We start from the raw sequence: 19808 nt of genomic DNA, 5'->3' as shown, positions 1-19808 counted from the left end.
CTATAAAATAATTAAAATAGTTCTCAAAAACTATAAATAATTAAAATAATTCTAAAACTATAAATAATTAAAATAGTTCCCAATTTTATAATAGTAAAATATTACAAAGTTAAATATAAAATCAATCTAAAAGCATAGATGCAAAAATATACAATATGATATAAAAATATTAAATGGACTATTAAAAACAGTAAAAAAACATTTAGAAAAATATTATGAAAAATTATTAAGAAAATTTATCAAGAAAAAATATTAAAAATATTGAGAAAATCACAAAAATTACTATATATTGTTTCTTTCAAAAACCTCAATAATATATGTTGTATAATGTACATATTATGGTAAAAAGATAGATAAAAAAACAATTTGATTTTATAAAAAAACACTTATATAATAGGGAATACAGCGATAAGAAAAGGGATAAGTATATGCAGGATTTAATAAATGAATTTGTTTTACAATTGCATAAAAAGAAGAATATATCTCCCAATACAGAAGAATCGTATATTCGAGATGTAAGGAAATTATTTGAATATTTTGAAAAGGAAAATAAGAAAGTTCAAATTAACACTATTTTAAAAGAAGATTTGGAAGAATATATTATTCATTTACAAAGTATAGGAAGAGCGCCAACAACAATTTCCAGAACAATTGCATCCATTAAAGCGTTCTTTAATTTCCTGTATACAGAAGCATATATAGAATTTAATCCGGCGGCTAATTTAAAATCACCTAAAATAGTAAAGAAGACACCGGAAATCCTTTCTGTAAAAGAAATTGACTTGCTTTTAAGTCAACCATCGGGAAAAACACCAAAACAGTTAAGGGATAAGGCTATGCTTGAATTATTGTATGCAACAGGTATGAGAGTTACAGAACTTATTACATTGAAAATAACAGACGTTAATATTAATGTTGAAAAGATTACATGTCATGATCGAAAAAAAGATAGGGTTCTTGAATTTGGTCAGGAAGCACACAAGGCTTTAACTGAATATTTGGAAGAGGGAAGACCACAGTTGATAAGCAAGAACATAAAAAGTGATGTGCTTTTTCCTAATTGCACCGGTGGAGAAATGAGTAGACAGGGGTTCTGGAAACTGCTTAAAAAATACGGTGAAAAAGCTGGAATTAACAAGGATATAACACCTCACACATTAAGACATTCGTTTGCAGCACATTTAGTTGAAAATGGTGCGAATTTAAAGGTTATACAGAAAATGCTGGGGCATTCAGATATATCAACTACACACATGTACATGGAAACAGGTAGTAGTAGAGTAAAAAATATATATGATAAGACACAAAATATTGTATAATGACTTATGGTAAGATTAATAATCAGCTTTTAGTGTGCAGATTGTGATATATATATATTAAAGAGGGAAAGGGAAACTAAAGATGAATAAAAATTATGCTGAAAAAATGACGTACATAGCAAGAATTATAGGTGTTATTGTAATGGTAATTGGCATTGCAATTGCTTTTGTGATAAATATTAAATATCAGAACAGATATGAACTAGATGCATTATCAGAAGTTAATTATGGCATTGGCATTGCAACAGTATTTTTCTCGATTGTTTTAGGAACTTTGTTTATTTTTATTGGTGAGATTTTTAAGTTTTTTAATGCACAGAACGATAATAAATAATATAACATAAGTAGAACAGACAGTTAAAAAAGGAACGTTTACTTAACAATTATATTTAACCGATAAAATCGGCTAGGTATAATAAAGTAAACGTTCCTTTTATTTTCAGAATTATATATAGAAATTTAATGTATTAAAATTCTATAAAAGATTTGAATTCCAATTTAAATCACATTGTCTTTTTTTTATGCTTCTTCAGCAATGAGGTAAAGTAATTTTTCTGTATCTTCCCAGCCTAAACATGGATCAGTAATAGATTTACCATAACAATGACCATCAACAGGCTGATTTCCACCTTCAATGTAGCTTTCAATCATTAAACCTTTAACAAACCCTTTTAAGTCCTTTGAATGTTTACGGTTATGCATGATTTCTTTTGCAATTCTAATTTGTTCCATATATTTCTTGTTTGAATTTGAATGATTACAGTCAACAACAAGAGCAGGATTTGCAAAACCTTTTGCAACATATTTTTCATGTAAATTCACCATATCTTCATAATGGTAGTTTGGAATGCATGAACCATACTGGTTTACGGCACCACGTAAAATTGCATGGGCTAAATCGTTCCCTTCAGTTTGAACATCCCAACCTCTATATAAGAATGAATGTGAAGCCTGTGCAGCTTCAATAGAGTTTAACATAATTGAAATATCTCCACTTGTAGGATTCTTCATACCAACAGGAATATCTAAACCACTTGATGTAAGACGATGCTGCTGGTTTTCAACTGAACGGGCACCGATTGCAACGTATGATATGCAGTCTGAAAAATATCTTGCATTTTCAGGATAAAGCATTTCGTCAGCAATTGGTAATTTTGTATCTTCCATAATCTTTAAAAACATCTGACGAATTGTGATTAATCCCTGCAATAAATCAGGTTTCTTTTCAGGATCAGGCTGATGTAACATACCTTTATAGCCTTTACCTGTTGTACGTGGTTTATTTGTATATACTCTAGGAATAATATAAAGTTTATCTTTAACTTCTTCCTGAACTCGTGCTAATCTTTGAACGTAATCCTCAACAGCATCCTGATTATCTGCTGAACAAGGGCCGATGATAACAGCAAATTTGTCACTTGCACCTGTGAAAATATCACGAATTTCGGCATCGTTCTTTTTCTTTTGTTCTGCTACAGCCTCAGGAACAGGATACATAGTCTTGATTTCCATTGGTGTAGGTAATTTCCTAAAAAATGTACTTCCCATAATGTCTCCTTAAATATTAGTTATATAAATTTATCTAAAATTATGATGCATAATCATAAAGCAACATAAAATATGCTAAACAATTATAACATAAATTCATAATTATGCAAAAGTAGTATAACATATATATAAAATAATTCAACGGTTTAAAGTGTGAAAATCATAGCAGGATACTTGGATTTTTATAAAAATACTATCTAATAAAAATAGTTCATATTTTTTTCAAATATTTTGTTTATAGTAAACACAGTTACTATCTTATTATTATAAATATATAAGTAATCTTTCAAGGAATACAATGAAGTGCAATAATTATATTTACTATATTTATATAGGAACAAGATGAGAGTAAATATTAAAAATAACTTGAAAAAAATGTGAAATGTTGTATCATTGTGAAAGGGTACGCCCTAAAAAGAAATGTTTTTCTATATATTTATGTAATGGAGGAAGAATATTGGATAACGAAAATAAAGATATAAAATCAAATGAAAAAAAATCGGACAATGAAAATGTTGATAAAAAAATAGATGAAAAGAAATCAGATAATGAAATAGATGAAACAATATTAGATAATGAAAAAATAAAAAAAGATATTAGTGATATTGTTCAAAAAGGGAAAGAAAGATACAAAACTTACAGAGCTTTCTTTGCTAAAACATACAATAAACACATAATTTATATGTATATAACAATTGCTCTGTTGGTCAATCTATTAATCGAAATGATGGCAAGAGGTTCTTTTCTGAAAGGAATTTATTTCTTGATTGGTTCACCTTATGTATTTTTATGCAATTCAGTAATTATTTTGATGACACTGTCGGTTACATTGTTAATGAGAAGACGACTTTGGGGGTTATCTTTAATCTCTGTTATATGGATTATATCTGGTATAACAAATGCTGTTTTACTTGCAAACAGAGTAACGCCTTTTACTGCAGTGGACTTAATGCTTATTGATAGTGGCTTGGGCGTTATTACAAAGTATTTTTCATTTTTTCAAATTATTTTAGTAATTCTTGCTTTAATATTTGTAATTGCATTATTGGTTTACGGATTTTTTAAGGCACCAAAAGTCAGACATAGAATAAAATATCCAAGAAATATTATTGGAATTTTAATAATATGGTTAATAGGTTTTGGAACTTTATCCCTTGGTTTAGGTTCAAATTTAATATCGCTTAAGTTTGGAGAATTAAGAGTTTCCTATTACCAGTACGGTTTTGTTTATTGCTTTTCAAATAGTTTGATTAATACAGGAATTGCAAAACCAAACACATATTCAAATAAAGAAATTAAAAAGATTGTAAAAAAGAAGGATACAACCAAATTAAGCAAGGCAAAGAAAAAACCGAATATTTTATTTTTGCAGTTAGAATCATTTTTTGATATGAACAATATGAAAAATATTAAGTTGTCAAAGAATCCTGTTCCTAATTTTGAAAATCTTCTTAAGAATTATCCAAGTGGTTATTTTAATGTGCCAATTGTTGGTGCAGGAACTGTAAATACAGAATTCGAAGTAATGACAGGTATTAATTTGGATTTCTTTGGACCGGGAGAATACCCTTTTAAAACAAAATTAGTTGATACTACCTGTGAAAGTATTAGTTATAACCTGAAAGAATATGGTTATAAGTGTCATGCCATTCATAATAATACAGCTACATTTTATGGTAGAAATCAGGTATTTGCAAACTTAGGCTACGATACTTTTACAACAATTGAAAATATGGATGTAAAGAAGTTTACGCCTATGGGCTGGGCTAAAGACAAAATATTAACTAAATATATTATGGAAGCTCTTAATTCCACAAAAGATCAGGATTATATTTACACAATATCGGTTCAGGGACATGGAAGCTATCCAACAGATGGTAACTATAAATATCCTATAAAAGTCAGTGGTGATGTTGATGAAGCTACAAAGAATAAATATCAATATTATGCTATGGAAACATATCAGATGGATAAGTTTATAGGAAAACTTGTTAAGACTTTAAGTGAATTCGATGAAGACACAATTCTTGTAATGTATGGTGACCATCTACCAAGTTTCGGCTTAAGTGGAGAAGATTTGGTAAATGGGGATGTTTATCAGACACAGTATGTAATTTGGTCTAACTTCAAAAATGATTACTACAAAAATGAAGACATTGAAGCTTATCAGTTAGAATCAAAGATTCTTGGTGGATTGAACATGAATGCCGGTGATATTAATAAATATACACAGGAACACAAGAAAGATGATAGCAAATCGTATCAGGAAGGGTTAAAAAATCTTGCTTATGACCTGCTATATGGTGATAATTATGCCAGCAATGGTAGGAATCCTTATAAGCCAACAAATATACAGCTTGGTTTGCATGAAGTGAAAGTTAGTTCGGTTACACCGATGTATAACTCTGACGGTGAGGTTTGTGTATACGGAAAATATTTTACAAACTACAGCAAAGTTTATGTGAACGGTGAAAAGAAGGAAACAACATTTGTTGACAAAAACACCTTGACTATCGATTATCCTGATTTGAAAAATGGCGACCAGATTTCGGTTTACCAGCAAAATTCTGATGATCATGTATTGTCAAAAACTGAACCGTATACATTTACTGATGATGAATTAGCACCGGAAACAACTTCTTCTAAAAAAGCTGTTTCATCATCAAAAAATAAAAAACAAAAAAATAGCAAGAAAAAAACTAAAAATACAAAATAAAATAGCATATAAGTTTTAAAACTCCATTACAATATATAAAGATGTAATGGAGTTTTTTTATGAAAAAAATTATTACGTTTATATTAATAATGACTTTGACTTTAAATTGTACACAGGGGAATGCAATGGTCAAAGGACAAAATAATGATAAAAGTATGTCTAAAAACATTACTAAAAATGTTGCTAATTCAAATGTGGAAAATGATACTGCAAAGGATGAATATAATGCAAAGTCCTATGTTTTAATGGAAGCTAAATCAGGTAGCATTATTAAATCCAATAACGAAAATGAAAAATTAAGTCCTGCAAGTATTACAAAGATTATGACTTTGATTTTGATATTTGATTACATACATAGTGGCAAAATAAAGTTAGGGGATATGGTTACAACAAGTGCAAAAGCTAAAAGCATGGGTGGGTCACAGGTTTTTTTAGAAGAAGGAGAACAACAGAATGTGGAAACTTTAATAAAATGTATAATCATCGCTTCCGGTAATGATGCTTCAGTTGCTATGGCAGAACATATTGCAGGAAGTGAGGAAGAATTTGTAAAACAAATGAATACAAGAGCAAAGAAACTTGGTATGAATAATACAAACTTTATAGACTGCTGCGGTCTTACTGATTCAGATGATCATTATACTACAGCAAAAGATGTGGCAACAATGTCCAGAGAGCTTATTACAAAGTACCCGGAAATATTTAAGTATTCAACAATATGGATGGAAATGTTTACTCATAAAACTGCTAAAGGTGAATCAAAATTTATGCTTACCAATACAAATAAGTTACTTAAAGTAAATAAGTATGTAAAGGGCTTGAAAACGGGCAGCACCTCTAAGGCTAAATATTGTGTCTCTACAGTTGCTGAGAAAGATAATGTGGAATTAATTGCTGTAGTAATGGCTGCTGCTGACTACAAGGAAAGATTTAATATATCCCAAAAACTTATAAACTATGGTTTTGCAAATTGTAAAGTTTATACAGACAATAAAAAATATAATGGAAATATTAAAATATCCAATGGGAAAAAGGAAAGTTTAAAAATTAAAAAAACTGATTTTAGTTATGTTGATACAAAAAATAATGATTTATCGAAAATAAAAAGAAAAATCAGCATCAAGAAAGACCTTCAGGCACCGGTAAGAAAAGGTGAGATAGTAGGCAAAGCCTCATATTACTTAAAAGGAAAGAATATCGGAGAAGTAAATATAGTATCAGAGGAATGTGTAAATAAAATGAACTACGGTTTTTCATTAATTAAATGTATGCAGATGTTTTTTAGAATTGGATAATTAGGTATATGATAAAATCAGACAACTACAATGCATAATCATATTATATAAATACACTGGATAACTATGTTAGATAACTACATTAGTTAATTGCGTAAGATAACTGGATTTGATAACCGTATGTATAGTTAGTGTAAAATTTTAGTTGGCAAAAAATAAATAAAAAAATGGGAAGTAGAAAAAACCACTTCCCAATCATACAGTTTTTCTTTATGATATTAACTGCTCAGAAAAATACGTAAAGGAGACTGTATGATGTTTAATAGTTTAGCTGAAAAAGAGATTTCTTTCAAGGAGTTAGAGAAAAAAGTGTTTAAACATGTATGTGAACTTGGTTGTGAAATTACAAAGATGATTCTGGAAACATATGATGACGAGCTTGCAAAACAAAGAGAAAGAAAATCTTACAGGGATAAGGGAAAAAGAAAAACCAACATAAAGACAGTTTACGGTACTGTTGAATACAGTCGGAGAATATACGGAACAATCACACCGGATGGAGAAAAGGCATATGTATATCTGTTGGATGAGGCAATGCAGATGGATAAGATAGGTATGATTTCCAAAAATCTTGCGGAAAAGATTGTAATGGCGGTAACGGAGACACCATATCGTGTAACTGCGGAAACAATAAGCAGTACGTGCGGTCAGAGCATAAGTGCCGCAGGTGTGTGGAACGTGATACAGCGTCTTGGAGAAAAAATAAGTGAGGAAGAAAAACATGCGGTAAAACAGATGAATGCGGATCAGTCGGAAGGGAAAAGGGAGATACCAGTGCTGTTTGAGGAAATGGACGGTGTGTGGCTGAACATGCAGGACAAAAAGCATAAAAAGACAAAGAAGCAGGAAATGAAAGTTTTCACGATGTATGAAGGTTGGGATGAGGAAAAGGAAAAACAGAAACGAAGCACTCTTGTGGGAAAACACATGCTTGCGGGAATGGAATAAGAAGGCACAGACAGACATAAGGCAACTGTTTGAGGAAGAGAAAATGGAAGAAATGCTTAAATACATCCAGATATACGCAACAAGTGTTGAAAGTCCGGATGAAAAAGACAACCGAAGTAATAAAGCAATGAAGTTATATAAATATCTTGCCAATAACAAAGAAGGACTGTTACCTTATGACAAAAGGGGAATAGAAATATCTGCCCCACCAAAAGGAATGGTATATAAGGGGTTGGGAGTTCAGGAAAACCAGAACTGTACGGTAATAACATTAAGAATGAAACATCGTAGAATGAGATGGTCAAAATCAGGAGCAAATAACCTGGCAAAGGCATTGTATCGAAGGGAAAACAGGGAATTGATAGAAACTATAGACAGATATACAGACGGACTGGTATTCACGATGCAGATGCAGGAAATAATAGAAACCATAAGTGCAGCAAAGGCTCCGAAAAAAGACGGAAAGGGAAACAGATACATTGACTTAATGAATGGAAATGTACCGATAAGGGATGCAGTGCAGACTGAATCAAGAAAAATATTTAAGAAAGTATTCTGTTAAAAAACATAAAGAGAAACCCGACAGGGTTTATTTGGCATACAAAAAAGTAGATAATAATCGTATAGAAAAAGAGAAAAGGAAAGTTGCCAACGATTACTTGACACAAACGTATGTATAATAAAAGTTGAAAAAAATCTGATTTTTTTGTACAATACTATTTTGAGTAAAAATATAAATTATGAGGATTAATATTTAATGGAATTAGAAGTAAAGTTAGAAGCGTTTGAAGGTCCGTTGGATTTGCTTTTACATTTGATTGAAAAAAATAAGGTTGATATATACGATATACCAATTGTTGAAATTACAGAACAATATTTGGATTATGTAAGTAAAATGCCAAAAGATGATTTAGATCTTGCAAGTGAATTTCTTGTAATGGCTGCAACTCTTATTGATATAAAAAGTAAAATGCTCTTACCTAAAGAAATTGACGAAAATGGGGAAGAGATTGATCCAAGAGCCGAACTTGTTGAAAAATTAATTGAATATAAAATGTATAAATATGCATCTGTTGAGTTACGTGACATGCAGGTTTATGCCGGAAAGTCCTTATACAAAGAACCTACAATTCCTGAAGAAGTTAGCAAGTATCAGCAACCTGTTGATTTAGACCAACTTTTAGAGGGTGTTGATTTATCTAAACTTAATGAAATATTTCAGATGGTTTTAAAACGTCAGGTAGATAAAATTGATCCTGTTCGTAGTAAATTTGGAAAAATTGAAATGGAAGAAGTAAGTTTGCCGGACAAAATTGATTATGTGGCAAACACTGTAAGGAAAAAGAAAAAATGTAGCTTTAAACAATTACTTGAAAAATCAAAGTCAAAAGTTGAAGTTATTGTTTCTTTTTTGGCTGTTTTAGAATTAATAAAGATAGGAGAAATTGAGGTTCATCAGGAGAAAACTTTTGGTGATATATATATTGACTCAATAGTATAATTATGGAAATAAGTTACAAAGCACAGGTAGAGGCGATTCTTTTTACAATGGGAGAATCAGTTGAAAAAAATAGAATTGCAAAAGCTCTTGACATAACACAGGGACAATTGAAAAAAATTGTAAAAGAAATGCAGGAAGATTATGCAAAGGATGAAAGAGGAATTAAAATCATAGAATTGGAAAATTCCTATCAGTTATGTACAAAGCCTGAATTATATGAAACTTTAATAAAAGTGGCTAAGCAACCTAAGAGACAGGTTTTAACAGATGTCATGATGGAAACATTGTCAATTATTGCATATAAACAGCCTATTACTAAGTCAGAAATTGAAAGAATAAGAGGCGTTAAATCTGATTTCGCAGTTAATAAATTAGTAGAGTATATGCTTGTTGAGGAAGTTGGCAGATTACAGACTCCAGGAAGACCCCTTCTTTTTGGAACAACGGAAGAATTTTTAAGAAGATTTGGAGTTGAGTCTTCAGATAAATTACCAATTATATCTCCTGATATGATTGAAGAGTTTAAACATGAGGCAGAAGACGAAATAACATTGAAATCAAATGACTAATAAAATTATGCCTAAAAAGTCAGAAGAATAATTAAAGTTAAGACATAGATATGTATTTTAGCAACAATGTAAGAAGAATAAATAAGTAAAAAGAAAAATGATATGTATTCCTGTAATAAAGTAAGGAGACATATCATTTTTTTGTGTAATAAAAAATAAAACCATGAATATATTTAATAGATAACAATTAAACAGGTATATGGTATGCTACGTGAGAAAACAATATTTATTAAATTAACTAAAATAATATTTACTAAATCAACTAAAATATCAAAAAGAAAAATAAGTAGAATGGTTATATTTGCTCTTTTGTGTTCTTCTATAAATTTTGTAAATAATACATATGCAAAAGAGAGAAGTATAGATGAAAGTGATTTGTCAGCCAAGGCTGCTGTCTTAATTGATGGTGAAAATGGTAGGATTCTTTTTGGAAAAAATGAAAAAGAAAAAAGAGCAATGGCAAGTACCACGAAAATTATGACTTGCATTGTAGCACTGGAAAACTGCAAAGCAAATCAAGTTGTGGAAATAAGTTCAAAGGCTGCATCCATGCCGAAAGTGAAAATGAATGTTATAAAAGGTGAGCAATATTACCTGAAAGATTTACTATATGCAATGATGCTTGAATCTTATAATGATGTAGCTGTTGCAGTGGCAGAGAGCATTGGTGGAAATGTTGAAAACTTCGCAAAGATGATGAATGAAAAAGCAAAAAAAATCGGTGCAAATAATACAAGTTTTGTAACTCCAAACGGATTAGATGCAAAGGAACATTATTCCACAGCCTATGATATGGCAAAAATCGGAGCCTATGCCATAAAAAATAAAAGTTTTTTAGAAATTATAAATACAAAAAAATATAATTTGACGGAAATAAAAAACAAACGTAACATAACGGTGTTTAATAAAGACAATTTTTTGAATTTAGAAAATGATGCCATAGGAATTAAAACAGGCTTTACATGTAATGCAGGATATTGCTTTGTAGGTGCAATAAAAAATAATAGTCGGACATTTGTATCCTGCGTTTTGGCTTCCGGTTGGCCACCAAATAAAGGGTATAAATGGAAGGATACTATTAAACTTATGGATTACGGAAAAGATAACTACGAATTCAAGAATATTATTGAAAAGAACAAACCGATAATGCTACCTGTTGAAAACGGAATAAAAAGTGAAATAAAGTGTACTTTAGATTCTTCCCTGAAAGCACTTGTTAGTAATGAAGATAAAATAAACATAAAAACAAAAATAGATTACAAACTTCCTATTAATGTTAAAGATAAAGTAGGAAGTGTGTGGGTTTATATAAACAACAAAAAAGTAAAAAACATTAAAATTATCTCAAAAGAAAAAGTATATAAATTTGATTTTACTTATTGTTTAAGAAAAGCTCTTTCGTATTTTATTTTGTAAGAAAATAGTAAAAGGAATAAAGCAAATATATTGTAATATTAACTTTATTTATATAGTTAGATGTGGTATATTTAAAGCTAATGTGGGTGTAAAAAAACTTACATGAATAATGGTAGATGACGCATATTTAGGAGGCATTATGGAATTTACAAAAATGCAAGGGTGTGGAAACGATTATGTTTACGTGAATGGCTTTGAAAATAAAATTGATAATCCAAATAAATTATCAGAAATAGTTAGCGACAGACATTTTGGCATTGGCTCAGATGGACTTATTGTTATTAATCCTTCAGAAAAGGCAGATTTTAAAATGAGCATGTATAATGCAGATGGCTCAGAAGGAAAAATGTGTGGCAATGGAATTAGATGTGTGGCAAAGTATGTTTATGATAACAAGATGACTGATAAAACAACAATTACAGTTGAAACTCTTTCAGGTATAAAAACTTTAGAATTAAATGTTAAGAATGATAAAGTTGAAACTGTAAAGGTTAATATGGGAACACCTATTTTGTTACCAAAATATGTGCCGGTTGTTTCTGATAAAGATAAGGTTGTTGACGAACCTATTGTTATTGATGATAAAGAATATAGAATCACATGTGTTTCTATGGGAAATCCACATGCTATAACATTTATAGAGAACACTGATGATTTGGAAATAGAAACAATTGGACCGAAGTTTGAAAATAATCCTATTTTCCCAGACAGAGTTAATACAGAATTTATTCAGGTATTAGACAGAAATACTGTTAAGATGCGCGTGTGGGAAAGAGGTTCAGGTGAAACATTTGCCTGTGGTACAGGTGCCTGTGCAACAGTTGTGGCCTGCGTGCTTAATGGATTAACAGACGACAAAGTTACAGTGAAACTTTTAGGTGGTGACTTGTTTATTGAATATAACAGAGAAGAAAATACTGTTTATATGACAGGTCCGGCAAAAGTTTCTTTTACAGGAAAAATTGAAGTTTAAGTTAGTGGAAAATGTACTAATAGCTTTATGTGTAGGCAATGTTATACAGAAGGTTTGTACACGAAAATATTTATACAAAGTTTTTTAAAGAAGGCGGAAATATGTTATTAAAAGATTTATTGGAAAAACTTGAATATAAAGTTGTAAATGGTGATGATTCCGTAGAAATCAATCACTTACAGAATGATTCAAGAAAAGTAGAAAAAAACGATGTTTTTGTTTGCATTAAAGGTGCAGGTTTTGACGGACATAAATTTGTCAAAGATGTTTATGATAAAGGCGCAGTAGCTGTAGTAGTTATGGAAGATGTAGAACCTGTAGAGGGGCTTACAATAATTAAGGTTGAAGATACAAGACTTGCTTTGGCATATATGTCTGCTGCATATTTTGGCAATCCTGCAGAAAAAATTATTACTGTAGGTATTACAGGAACAAAAGGTAAAACAACTACTACATATATGGTAAGACAGGTTCTTGAAAGTGTTGGTATTAAAACAGGTTTAATTGGTACAATTGAAACTATTATTGGCGATAAAGTTATACCGGCAAAAAATACAACCCCTGAGTCCTATGTTGTACAGGAAACTTTTGCTGAAATGGTAAAAGAAGGTTGTAAGTGTGTTGTAATGGAGGTTTCATCACAGGGACTAATGCTTCACAGAGTGTCAGGCTTTACATTTGATTATGGTATTTTTACAAACATTGAACCGGACCATATTGGCCCAAATGAACATAAGGATTTTGATGATTATCTAAGATGCAAGAGCATGTTATTGAAACAATGTAAACATGGCATTGTAAATATGGATGCAGATTTTATTGATCAGGTTCTTGAAGGCCATACCTGCGATTTGGAAACATTTGGCGTTAACGGAGATTATGATTTTAAGGCTTCTGATATTAATTTGTTTACTAAACCCGGTTGCCTATGTGTTTCATATAATTTGTCAGGCAAGATGAACTTCTCGGTGGAAATTCATGTTCCGGGAAATTTCAGTGTATATAATTCCCTTTGTGCCATTGCAATTTGCAGTCATTTTACACAGGATATTGAGGCGATAAAACAGGGACTTTTAGATGTTAGGGTAAAAGGCCGAGTTGAAATTGTACCGGTTTCAAAAAGATTTACTTTAATGATTGATTATGCTCATAATGCCATGAGCTTAGAAAGTCTTTTGACAAGTTTAAGAGAGTACAATCCTAAACGTTTGGTAACTGTGTTTGGCTGTGGTGGTAACAGGTCAAGAGACAGACGTTTTGAAATGGGTGAAGTTTCATCAAAACTTGCAGATTTTACAATAGTAACATCTGATAATCCAAGATTTGAAGAACCTATGGATATTATAAATGACATTTTAGTTGGTATTAAAAAAGGTGACGGAGAACATGTTACCGTTCCTGATAGAAAAGATGCTATCAGATATGCAATACAACACGCAAAAGACGGCGATGTAATTGTTCTTGCAGGTAAAGGACATGAAGATTACCAGGAAATTAGAGGTGTTAAACATCCAATGGATGAACGTGTTTTAATAAAGGAAATTATTAATGAAGATGAAATAAAAGCAATTTTGTAAATAATAACTAATGAAAGAGAGAATTTATTATGTGTGGAATTTGTGGCTTTATAGGAGAAGTTGAAAACAGTAAAGCAGTTTTAAAAAGAATGATGGACAAGATTGCCCATAGGGGACCTGATGACGAGGGAATGTATGTTGATGAACATGCTGCAATCGGTCATAGAAGACTTAGTATTATTGATTTAAATCATGGTGCACAGCCAATGTACAACGAAACAGGAGACATTGCTATTGTGTTTAATGGAGAAATATATAACCATTTAGATGTAAGAAAAGAACTTATTGCAAAAGGACATGTTTTTGCAAATGAGTCTGATACAGAATGTTTGGTACATGCTTATGAAGAGTACGGTACAGACATGCTGTCAAAACTTCGTGGTATGTTTTCTTTTGTGATTTGGGACAGCAAAAACAAAACAGCATTTGGTGCAAGAGACCATTTTGGAATTAAACCTTTTTATTATTCACAAATTAATGGCTCTTTAGCATTTTCATCAGAAATAAAAGCAATTTTGGAATTTCCGGGCTTTAAGAAGGAAGTAAATGAAGAAGCTCTTGAACAGTATTTAAGTTTCCAGTATTCTGTTCTTCCTGAGTGTTTCTTTAAGGGAGTGTATAAACTTCCGGCAGGACATTATATGATTTATAAAAATGGTGAAATGACTGTTAAAAGATATTTTGACCCGATGATGGAACCAAAGGAAAAGGGTGATTTGGAAAAAACTGTATCAAAGATAGAAGAAATTGTTGACAATACAGTAAATGCGCATATGATTGCTGACGTAGAAGTAGGTTCACTTTTATCAAGTGGTGTTGATTCAAGTTATGTTGTTTCAGAGTTCCCTGGAACAAAAACTTTTACAGTAGGATTTCTTGATAAACAAAGCAAGTACAATGAAATACGTTATGCTGAAAGTCTTGTTGATGAATTAGGAAAAGAAAATTACAGTAAAACAATTGACAGTGATGAATATTTTGATTCTATTTCATCAGTAATGTATTATATGGATGAGCCTTTAGCAGATCCATCATGTATAGCTCTTTATTTTGTTGACCAGCTTGCGGCTGAACAAATTAAGGTAGTTTTATCAGGTGAGGGGGCTGACGAATTCTTTGGGGGGTACAATATTTATCATGAACCATTGTCATTAAAAGGTTATCAGAAGATACCTAAGTGTATAAGAAAAGGTTTAGCTAAAGTTGCAAGTGTTATGCCTGATATAAAAGGGCGTGATTTTATTATAAGAGGTAGCAAAACAGTTGAAGAGAGATTTATTGGTAACGCTAATATGTTCTCAGTAAAAGACAGAGAAAAACTTCTTAAGACAAAATTAACACACAAGTCACCACAGGACATCGTTGCTCCAACATATAAGAAAGTAAGTCATTTAAATGATATAGCTAAAATGCAGTATATTGATACAAATTTCTGGCTTCAGGGAGATATCCTATTGAAAGCAGATAAAATGAGTATGGCTCATTGTCTGGAATCAAGAGTACCTTTCCTTGATGTTGAAGTGTTCAATTATGCAAAAACATTACCTATTGATTTTAGATGTAATGAAGAGGCTACAAAGAGAGCTTTTAGAATTGCAGCTAAGAGACATATACCTGAAAAAACAGCGAACAAGAAAAAATTAGGCTTCCCTGTTCCAATCAGAGTATGGTTAAAAGAGGAGAAATATTACAACAAAGTAATGGAAACATTAACATCAGATGCATCAAAGAAATTCTTTAATACTGACATTTTGGTTAAGTTAATGGAAGACCACAGAAACGGAAAAGCAGATAACAGCAGAAGAATCTGGACTGTATATGTTTTCCTTGTTTGGTATAATGTTTACTTTGAAACAGAGGACTTTAAACCTATTAATAGTGAATGGATTAAAAACAGAATAAGAACAGCATAAAATAATTAAGTTTTTGTTTGGAAAAATTTTGAAATATAAATTGCTATTTGACACGAAAAGTGTTAATCTATACAAGGCGAAAAAGTGGTTGTTTTTTGCAAACACAAGTAAAGCCAATGACGGTATTTAGAATATTGTCAGTGGCTTTTACTATGTAAAACTTTATTAATATAATGGAGGACTGATTATGAGTACATCAGCTAAAACTTCAGCAAGAACGAGAATTGAAGCTCTTCTTGATGACAACAGTTTTGTTGAAATCGGTGCATTAGTAACAGCTAGAAGCACAGATTTTAACATCAAAGCCATTGATACTCCATCAGACGGTGTTGTTACCGGTTATGGATTAATTAATGGTAGATTAGTTTATGTATTTAGCCAGGATTCATCAGTGCTTGGTGGCTCTGTTGGTGAAATGCATGCTAAGAAAATTTCAAATATCTATGATATGGCTCTAAAAATGGGAGCACCTGTTATTGGTTTAGTGGATAGCACAGGCCTTAGATTACAGGAATCAGTAGATGGACTTGAAGCATTTGGTTCAATTTATATGAAACAAAGCGAAGCTTCAGGAGTAATTCCTATGGTAACAGCCATATTTGGAAATTGCGGTGGAGCATTAAGTGTAATGGCAAATCTTTCTGATTTTACATTTATGGAGAAAGATAATGCTGCATTATTTGTTAACTCACCTAATGCTATTGATGAAAACAGAAAAGAAGTATGTGATACTTCAGCAGCTAAATTCCAGAGCGAAGAAGCTGGTAATGTAGATTTTGTTGGAACAGAATCAGAAATAATTTCAGGTATTATTAACTTGGTTTCAATTTTACCTTCAAATTATGAAGATGAAGTTTTGTCAGACTGCACAGATGATTTAAACAGAGCAGCAACAGGCTTTGATTCAGGATTAGAAGATACAAAGTTAGCTTTAACAGCTATTTCTGATGACGGTTTCGTTGTTGAAACAAAGAGTGCTTACGCACCTGAAATGTTAACTGCATTTATAAAATTAAATGGAGCAACAGTTGGTGTAGTAGCTAATAGAACAAAAGTTTACGACGACAATATGGAAGTTGTAGCAGAATACGAACCTAAGCTTACAGCTAATGGTTGCGATAAGGCTGCACAGTTTGTATATTTTTGTGATGATTTTTCAATTCCTGTTCTTACACTCACAAATGCTACAGGATTCAAAGCATGCAAGTGTCAGGAAAAACGTGGCGCTAAGGCAACTGCAAGATTAACTTATGCATTTGCAAGTGCGACAGTTCCAAAAGTAAATGTTATTATTGGTGAAGCTTTTGGTAGTGCCTATGTAACAATGAACAGCAAGTCAATTGGTGCAGATATGGTATTTGCTCTTCCAACTGCAAAGGTAGGAATGATGGATGCAAACGCTGCAGCAAAGATTATGTATGCAAAAGAAATTGAAGAAGATGCAAGCGTTCTTGCTGAAAAGACAGCAGAATATGCTCAGTTACAGGGAAGTGTAACAAAGGCAGCATCAAGAGGATATGTTGATAATATCGTAGAACCTGTTGATGTAAGAAAATATGTTATCGGTGCCCTTGAAATGTTATACACAAAGAGACAGTAGGAGGATATTATGAAGGTTATGAAAAGATTGCGTTTAGTAATTTCTCTTGCTTCATTACTTATGTGTTTAGTATTTTCAAACACATGTGTTTTTGCAGATCAAACTGTTGATTTAGGTGGCACAAATGCTGCTGAAACAACTTTATCAGCAGAAGATCAGAAAACATTTGCAAACGGTAAAATTACAATGGCACAGATTAAGTCATTGTTTGAAAACTATGTAACAAACGGATTAGCTAATTATGGAGAATGTTCTAAGGATGAGTTAGACTATCTTGGTGAATATTATAGTTCACAGACAGATATGTTTGAAAACTTTGCTAAAACTGTTGGAGATGAACCTTGTGGTACATACAAAGACTATGGCAAGATTGAAGTAACAGAAAATGAAGATGGAACAATTGATGCAACTTCAATGTTACATTTTGAAAATAAAGATTTAAAGATGATTATGCATATTTCTTTATTTGATACTTTAGGACCACAGGCTACATCTGTAGAATTCAGTTTGCCTGACACAGCAGAAAATTCTATCGGAGCAAAAATGGCTTCTGCAGGAGCTAATACATTAATGGGAATGGGAACAGTATTCGCTGTACTTATTTTTATTTCATTAATTATTTCATGCTTTAAGGTTATTCCAAAGATTACTGAAGCTAGAGCAAATAAAAACAAAAAAGCAAATATTACAACAGAAGAAGGCAAGTCTGAAACTGTATCAGCAAATGAAACAGTTGATGCGTCAGATGATTTGGAATTAATTGCTGTTATTGCATCAGCTATTGCAGCCAGTGAAAATACATCAACAGACAGCTTCGTTGTAAGATCAATTAGAAGAAGATAAATTACTTTTGTAAATTTAGGAGGAATTTAAAAATGAAAAGTTATACAATAACAGTAAATGGTAATGTTTATGACGTTACTGTAGAAGAAACAGGTTCTACACCTAGTGCACCTGTAAAGGCAGCTGCACCTGCAAAGGCTCCAGCCGCTGCTCCAGCTCCAGCTGCAACAGGCAGTGAAGGAAGCGTTAAGGTAACAGCACCAATGCCTGGTAAGGTATTATCAATTAATGCTAACCCTGGACAGTCAGTAAAGAAGGGTGACACAATTTTAGTATTTGAAGCAATGAAAATGGAAAACTCTGTAGTTGCTCCTGAAGATGGAACAGTTGCAAGTGTTGCATTTGGCGTAGGTGATTCATTTGAAGCAGGCGCAGTTATTGCAACATTAAATTAGTTGTTTTACAAAGAACTGGAGGTAACAAATGAACATCTTAGATACATTGGGAAATTTGGTAAACCAAACAGCATTTTTCAGCTTAACTGTTGGAAACTACATTATGATTTTGGTTGCCTGTGTTTTCCTATATTTAGCAATAAAAAAAGGATATGAACCATTGCTTTTGGTTCCAATCGCTTTTGGTATGCTATTAGTTAATATGTATCCGGACATTATTAAAGCTCCTGTAGGAGATGAAGCAGGTGGATTACTTCACTATTTTTATATTTTAGATGAATGGAGTATTTTACCATCACTTATTTTTATGGGTGTAGGTGCAATGACTGACTTTGGTCCGCTTATTGCAAACCCTAAGAGTTTCTTACTTGGTGCTGCAGCACAGTTTGGTATATATTCAGCATACTTTTTGGCAATTTTCATGGGATTTGGTGGAAAGGCAGCTGCTGCAATTTCAATTATCGGTGGAGCTGATGGACCTACATCAATCTTCCTTGCTGGTAAATTAGGTCAGACAGATCTACTTGGACCTATTGCTGTTGCGGCTTATTCATACATGGCATTAGTTCCAATTATACAGCCACCAATTATGAAATTGTTCACAACTGAAAAAGAAAGAAAAATCAAAATGGAACAGCTTAGACCTGTTTCAAAGTTAGAAAAGATTCTTTTCCCAATTATTGTTACAATAATTGTAGTAATGATTTTACCTACAACAGCACCATTAGTAGGTATGCTTATGTTAGGTAATTTATTTAGAGAATCTGGTGTTGTTAAACAGTTACAGGAAACAGCTAGTAATGCACTTATGTATATCGTAGTTATTTTACTTGGTACAAGTGTAGGTGCAACAACATCTGCTGAAGCATTCTTAAATGTTAGTACAATTAAGATTGTTATTTTAGGACTTGTAGCATTTGCTGTTGGTACAGCGGCAGGTGTACTGTTTGGTAAATTATTGTGTTTAGCAACTCATGGTAAGGTTAACCCACTTATTGGTTCAGCTGGTGTATCAGCGGTACCAATGGCAGCAAGAGTTTCACAGAAGGTTGGAGCAGAAGCTGATCCAACAAACTTCTTATTGATGCATGCTATGGGACCAAACGTAGCCGGTGTAATTGGTACTGCAGTAGCAGCCGGTACATTTATGGCTATTTTTGGAATCTAAAGTTATCCTATTACATGAGAAATATTG

At 31.9% G+C, this 19808-nt stretch carries 17 protein-coding genes; 16 read left to right on the top strand and 1 reads right to left on the bottom strand.

The features are described 5' to 3' along the window. The first annotated feature begins 428 nt into the window (after nt 1-428). Entirely contained in the window at nt 429-1319 is an 891-nt protein-coding gene (gene xerA / locus ACQY63_RS02950) for a site-specific tyrosine recombinase/integron integrase (RefSeq protein WP_022164526.1), read from the top strand. Nucleotides 1320-1401: 82 nt separating this feature from the next. Beyond that, nucleotides 1402-1653 carry a hypothetical protein gene (locus ACQY63_RS02945; RefSeq protein ID WP_022164527.1) on the top strand — a complete coding sequence of 84 codons (252 nt, stop codon included), beginning with the start codon at nt 1402-1404 and terminating at the stop codon, nt 1651-1653. Nucleotides 1654-1838: 185 nt separating this feature from the next. Here the strand turns inward: ACQY63_RS02945 and ACQY63_RS02940 are convergent, their stop codons facing one another. Next, nucleotides 1839-2867 carry a 3-deoxy-7-phosphoheptulonate synthase gene (locus ACQY63_RS02940; protein WP_022164528.1) on the bottom strand — a complete coding sequence of 343 codons (1029 nt, stop codon included), beginning with the start codon at nt 2865-2867 and terminating at the stop codon, nt 1839-1841. 457 nt (nt 2868-3324) lie between these two features. Between ACQY63_RS02940 and ACQY63_RS02935 the strand changes: the two genes are divergently transcribed. From ACQY63_RS02935 to ACQY63_RS02870, 14 genes are all read left to right on the top strand, one after another. Continuing rightward, entirely contained in the window at nt 3325-5583 is a 2259-nt protein-coding gene (locus ACQY63_RS02935) for an LTA synthase family protein (protein WP_022164529.1), read from the top strand. A gap of 59 nt (nt 5584-5642) precedes the next feature. Then, complete coding sequence (locus ACQY63_RS02930) at nt 5643-6878, top strand: D-alanyl-D-alanine carboxypeptidase family protein (protein ID WP_022164530.1); 1236 nt, start codon at nt 5643-5645, stop codon at nt 6876-6878. 252 nt (nt 6879-7130) lie between these two features. Next, a complete protein-coding gene (locus tag ACQY63_RS02925) occupies nt 7131-7826 on the top strand; it encodes a UPF0236 family transposase-like protein (protein WP_428244684.1) in 696 nt (231 codons plus the stop codon). A gap of 43 nt (nt 7827-7869) precedes the next feature. Beyond that, nucleotides 7870-8388, top strand: a complete 519-nt coding sequence (locus ACQY63_RS02920; RefSeq protein ID WP_428244683.1) for a hypothetical protein — start codon at nt 7870-7872, stop codon at nt 8386-8388. A 195-nt stretch (nt 8389-8583) separates the two neighbouring features. Continuing rightward, a complete protein-coding gene (locus ACQY63_RS02915; RefSeq protein ID WP_022165305.1) occupies nt 8584-9327 on the top strand; it encodes a segregation and condensation protein A in 744 nt (247 codons plus the stop codon). Nucleotides 9328-9329: 2 nt separating this feature from the next. Then, complete coding sequence (gene scpB, locus ACQY63_RS02910; protein WP_022165306.1) at nt 9330-9896, top strand: SMC-Scp complex subunit ScpB; 567 nt, start codon at nt 9330-9332, stop codon at nt 9894-9896. Nucleotides 9897-10100: 204 nt separating this feature from the next. After that, complete coding sequence (locus ACQY63_RS02905; RefSeq protein ID WP_022165307.1) at nt 10101-11312, top strand: D-alanyl-D-alanine carboxypeptidase family protein; 1212 nt, start codon at nt 10101-10103, stop codon at nt 11310-11312. Between the two features lie 139 nt (nt 11313-11451). Beyond that, the gene (dapF, locus tag ACQY63_RS02900) at nt 11452-12285 is read left to right on the top strand and encodes a diaminopimelate epimerase (protein WP_412622577.1); all 834 of its coding nucleotides are present in this window, start codon (nt 11452-11454) and stop codon (nt 12283-12285) included. Between the two features lie 101 nt (nt 12286-12386). Then, nucleotides 12387-13862: a UDP-N-acetylmuramoyl-L-alanyl-D-glutamate--2,6-diaminopimelate ligase gene (locus ACQY63_RS02895; RefSeq protein ID WP_428244682.1), complete on the top strand. Its 1476-nt coding sequence runs from the start codon at nt 12387-12389 to the stop codon at nt 13860-13862. Between the two features lie 29 nt (nt 13863-13891). Continuing rightward, nucleotides 13892-15775 (top strand): asparagine synthase (glutamine-hydrolyzing), encoded by a 1884-nt coding sequence (gene asnB, locus ACQY63_RS02890; RefSeq protein ID WP_428244681.1) that lies wholly within the window; start codon nt 13892-13894, stop codon nt 15773-15775. A gap of 187 nt (nt 15776-15962) precedes the next feature. After that, on the top strand, nt 15963-17375 hold the full coding sequence (locus ACQY63_RS02885; RefSeq protein ID WP_428244680.1) for an acyl-CoA carboxylase subunit beta: 1413 nt from the start codon (nt 15963-15965) through the stop codon (nt 17373-17375). A gap of 9 nt (nt 17376-17384) precedes the next feature. Beyond that, nucleotides 17385-18218: an OadG family protein gene (locus ACQY63_RS02880; protein WP_302689671.1), complete on the top strand. Its 834-nt coding sequence runs from the start codon at nt 17385-17387 to the stop codon at nt 18216-18218. Nucleotides 18219-18250: 32 nt separating this feature from the next. Beyond that, nucleotides 18251-18613, top strand: coding sequence for an acetyl-CoA carboxylase biotin carboxyl carrier protein subunit (locus ACQY63_RS02875; RefSeq protein ID WP_117999545.1), 363 nt, complete (start codon nt 18251-18253; stop codon nt 18611-18613). A gap of 28 nt (nt 18614-18641) precedes the next feature. Beyond that, entirely contained in the window at nt 18642-19781 is a 1140-nt protein-coding gene (locus ACQY63_RS02870) for a sodium ion-translocating decarboxylase subunit beta (RefSeq protein ID WP_302689670.1), read from the top strand. Nucleotides 19782-19808 lie beyond the last annotated feature (27 nt).

It is taken from the genome of Eubacterium sp. Marseille-QA0814, from assembly GCF_965119675.1.
Lineage (GTDB): Bacteria > Bacillota > Clostridia > Lachnospirales > Lachnospiraceae > Eubacterium_G.
The sequence above is the reverse complement of the archived record's forward strand: the minus strand, read 5'-3'. Positions and strand labels throughout refer to the sequence as shown.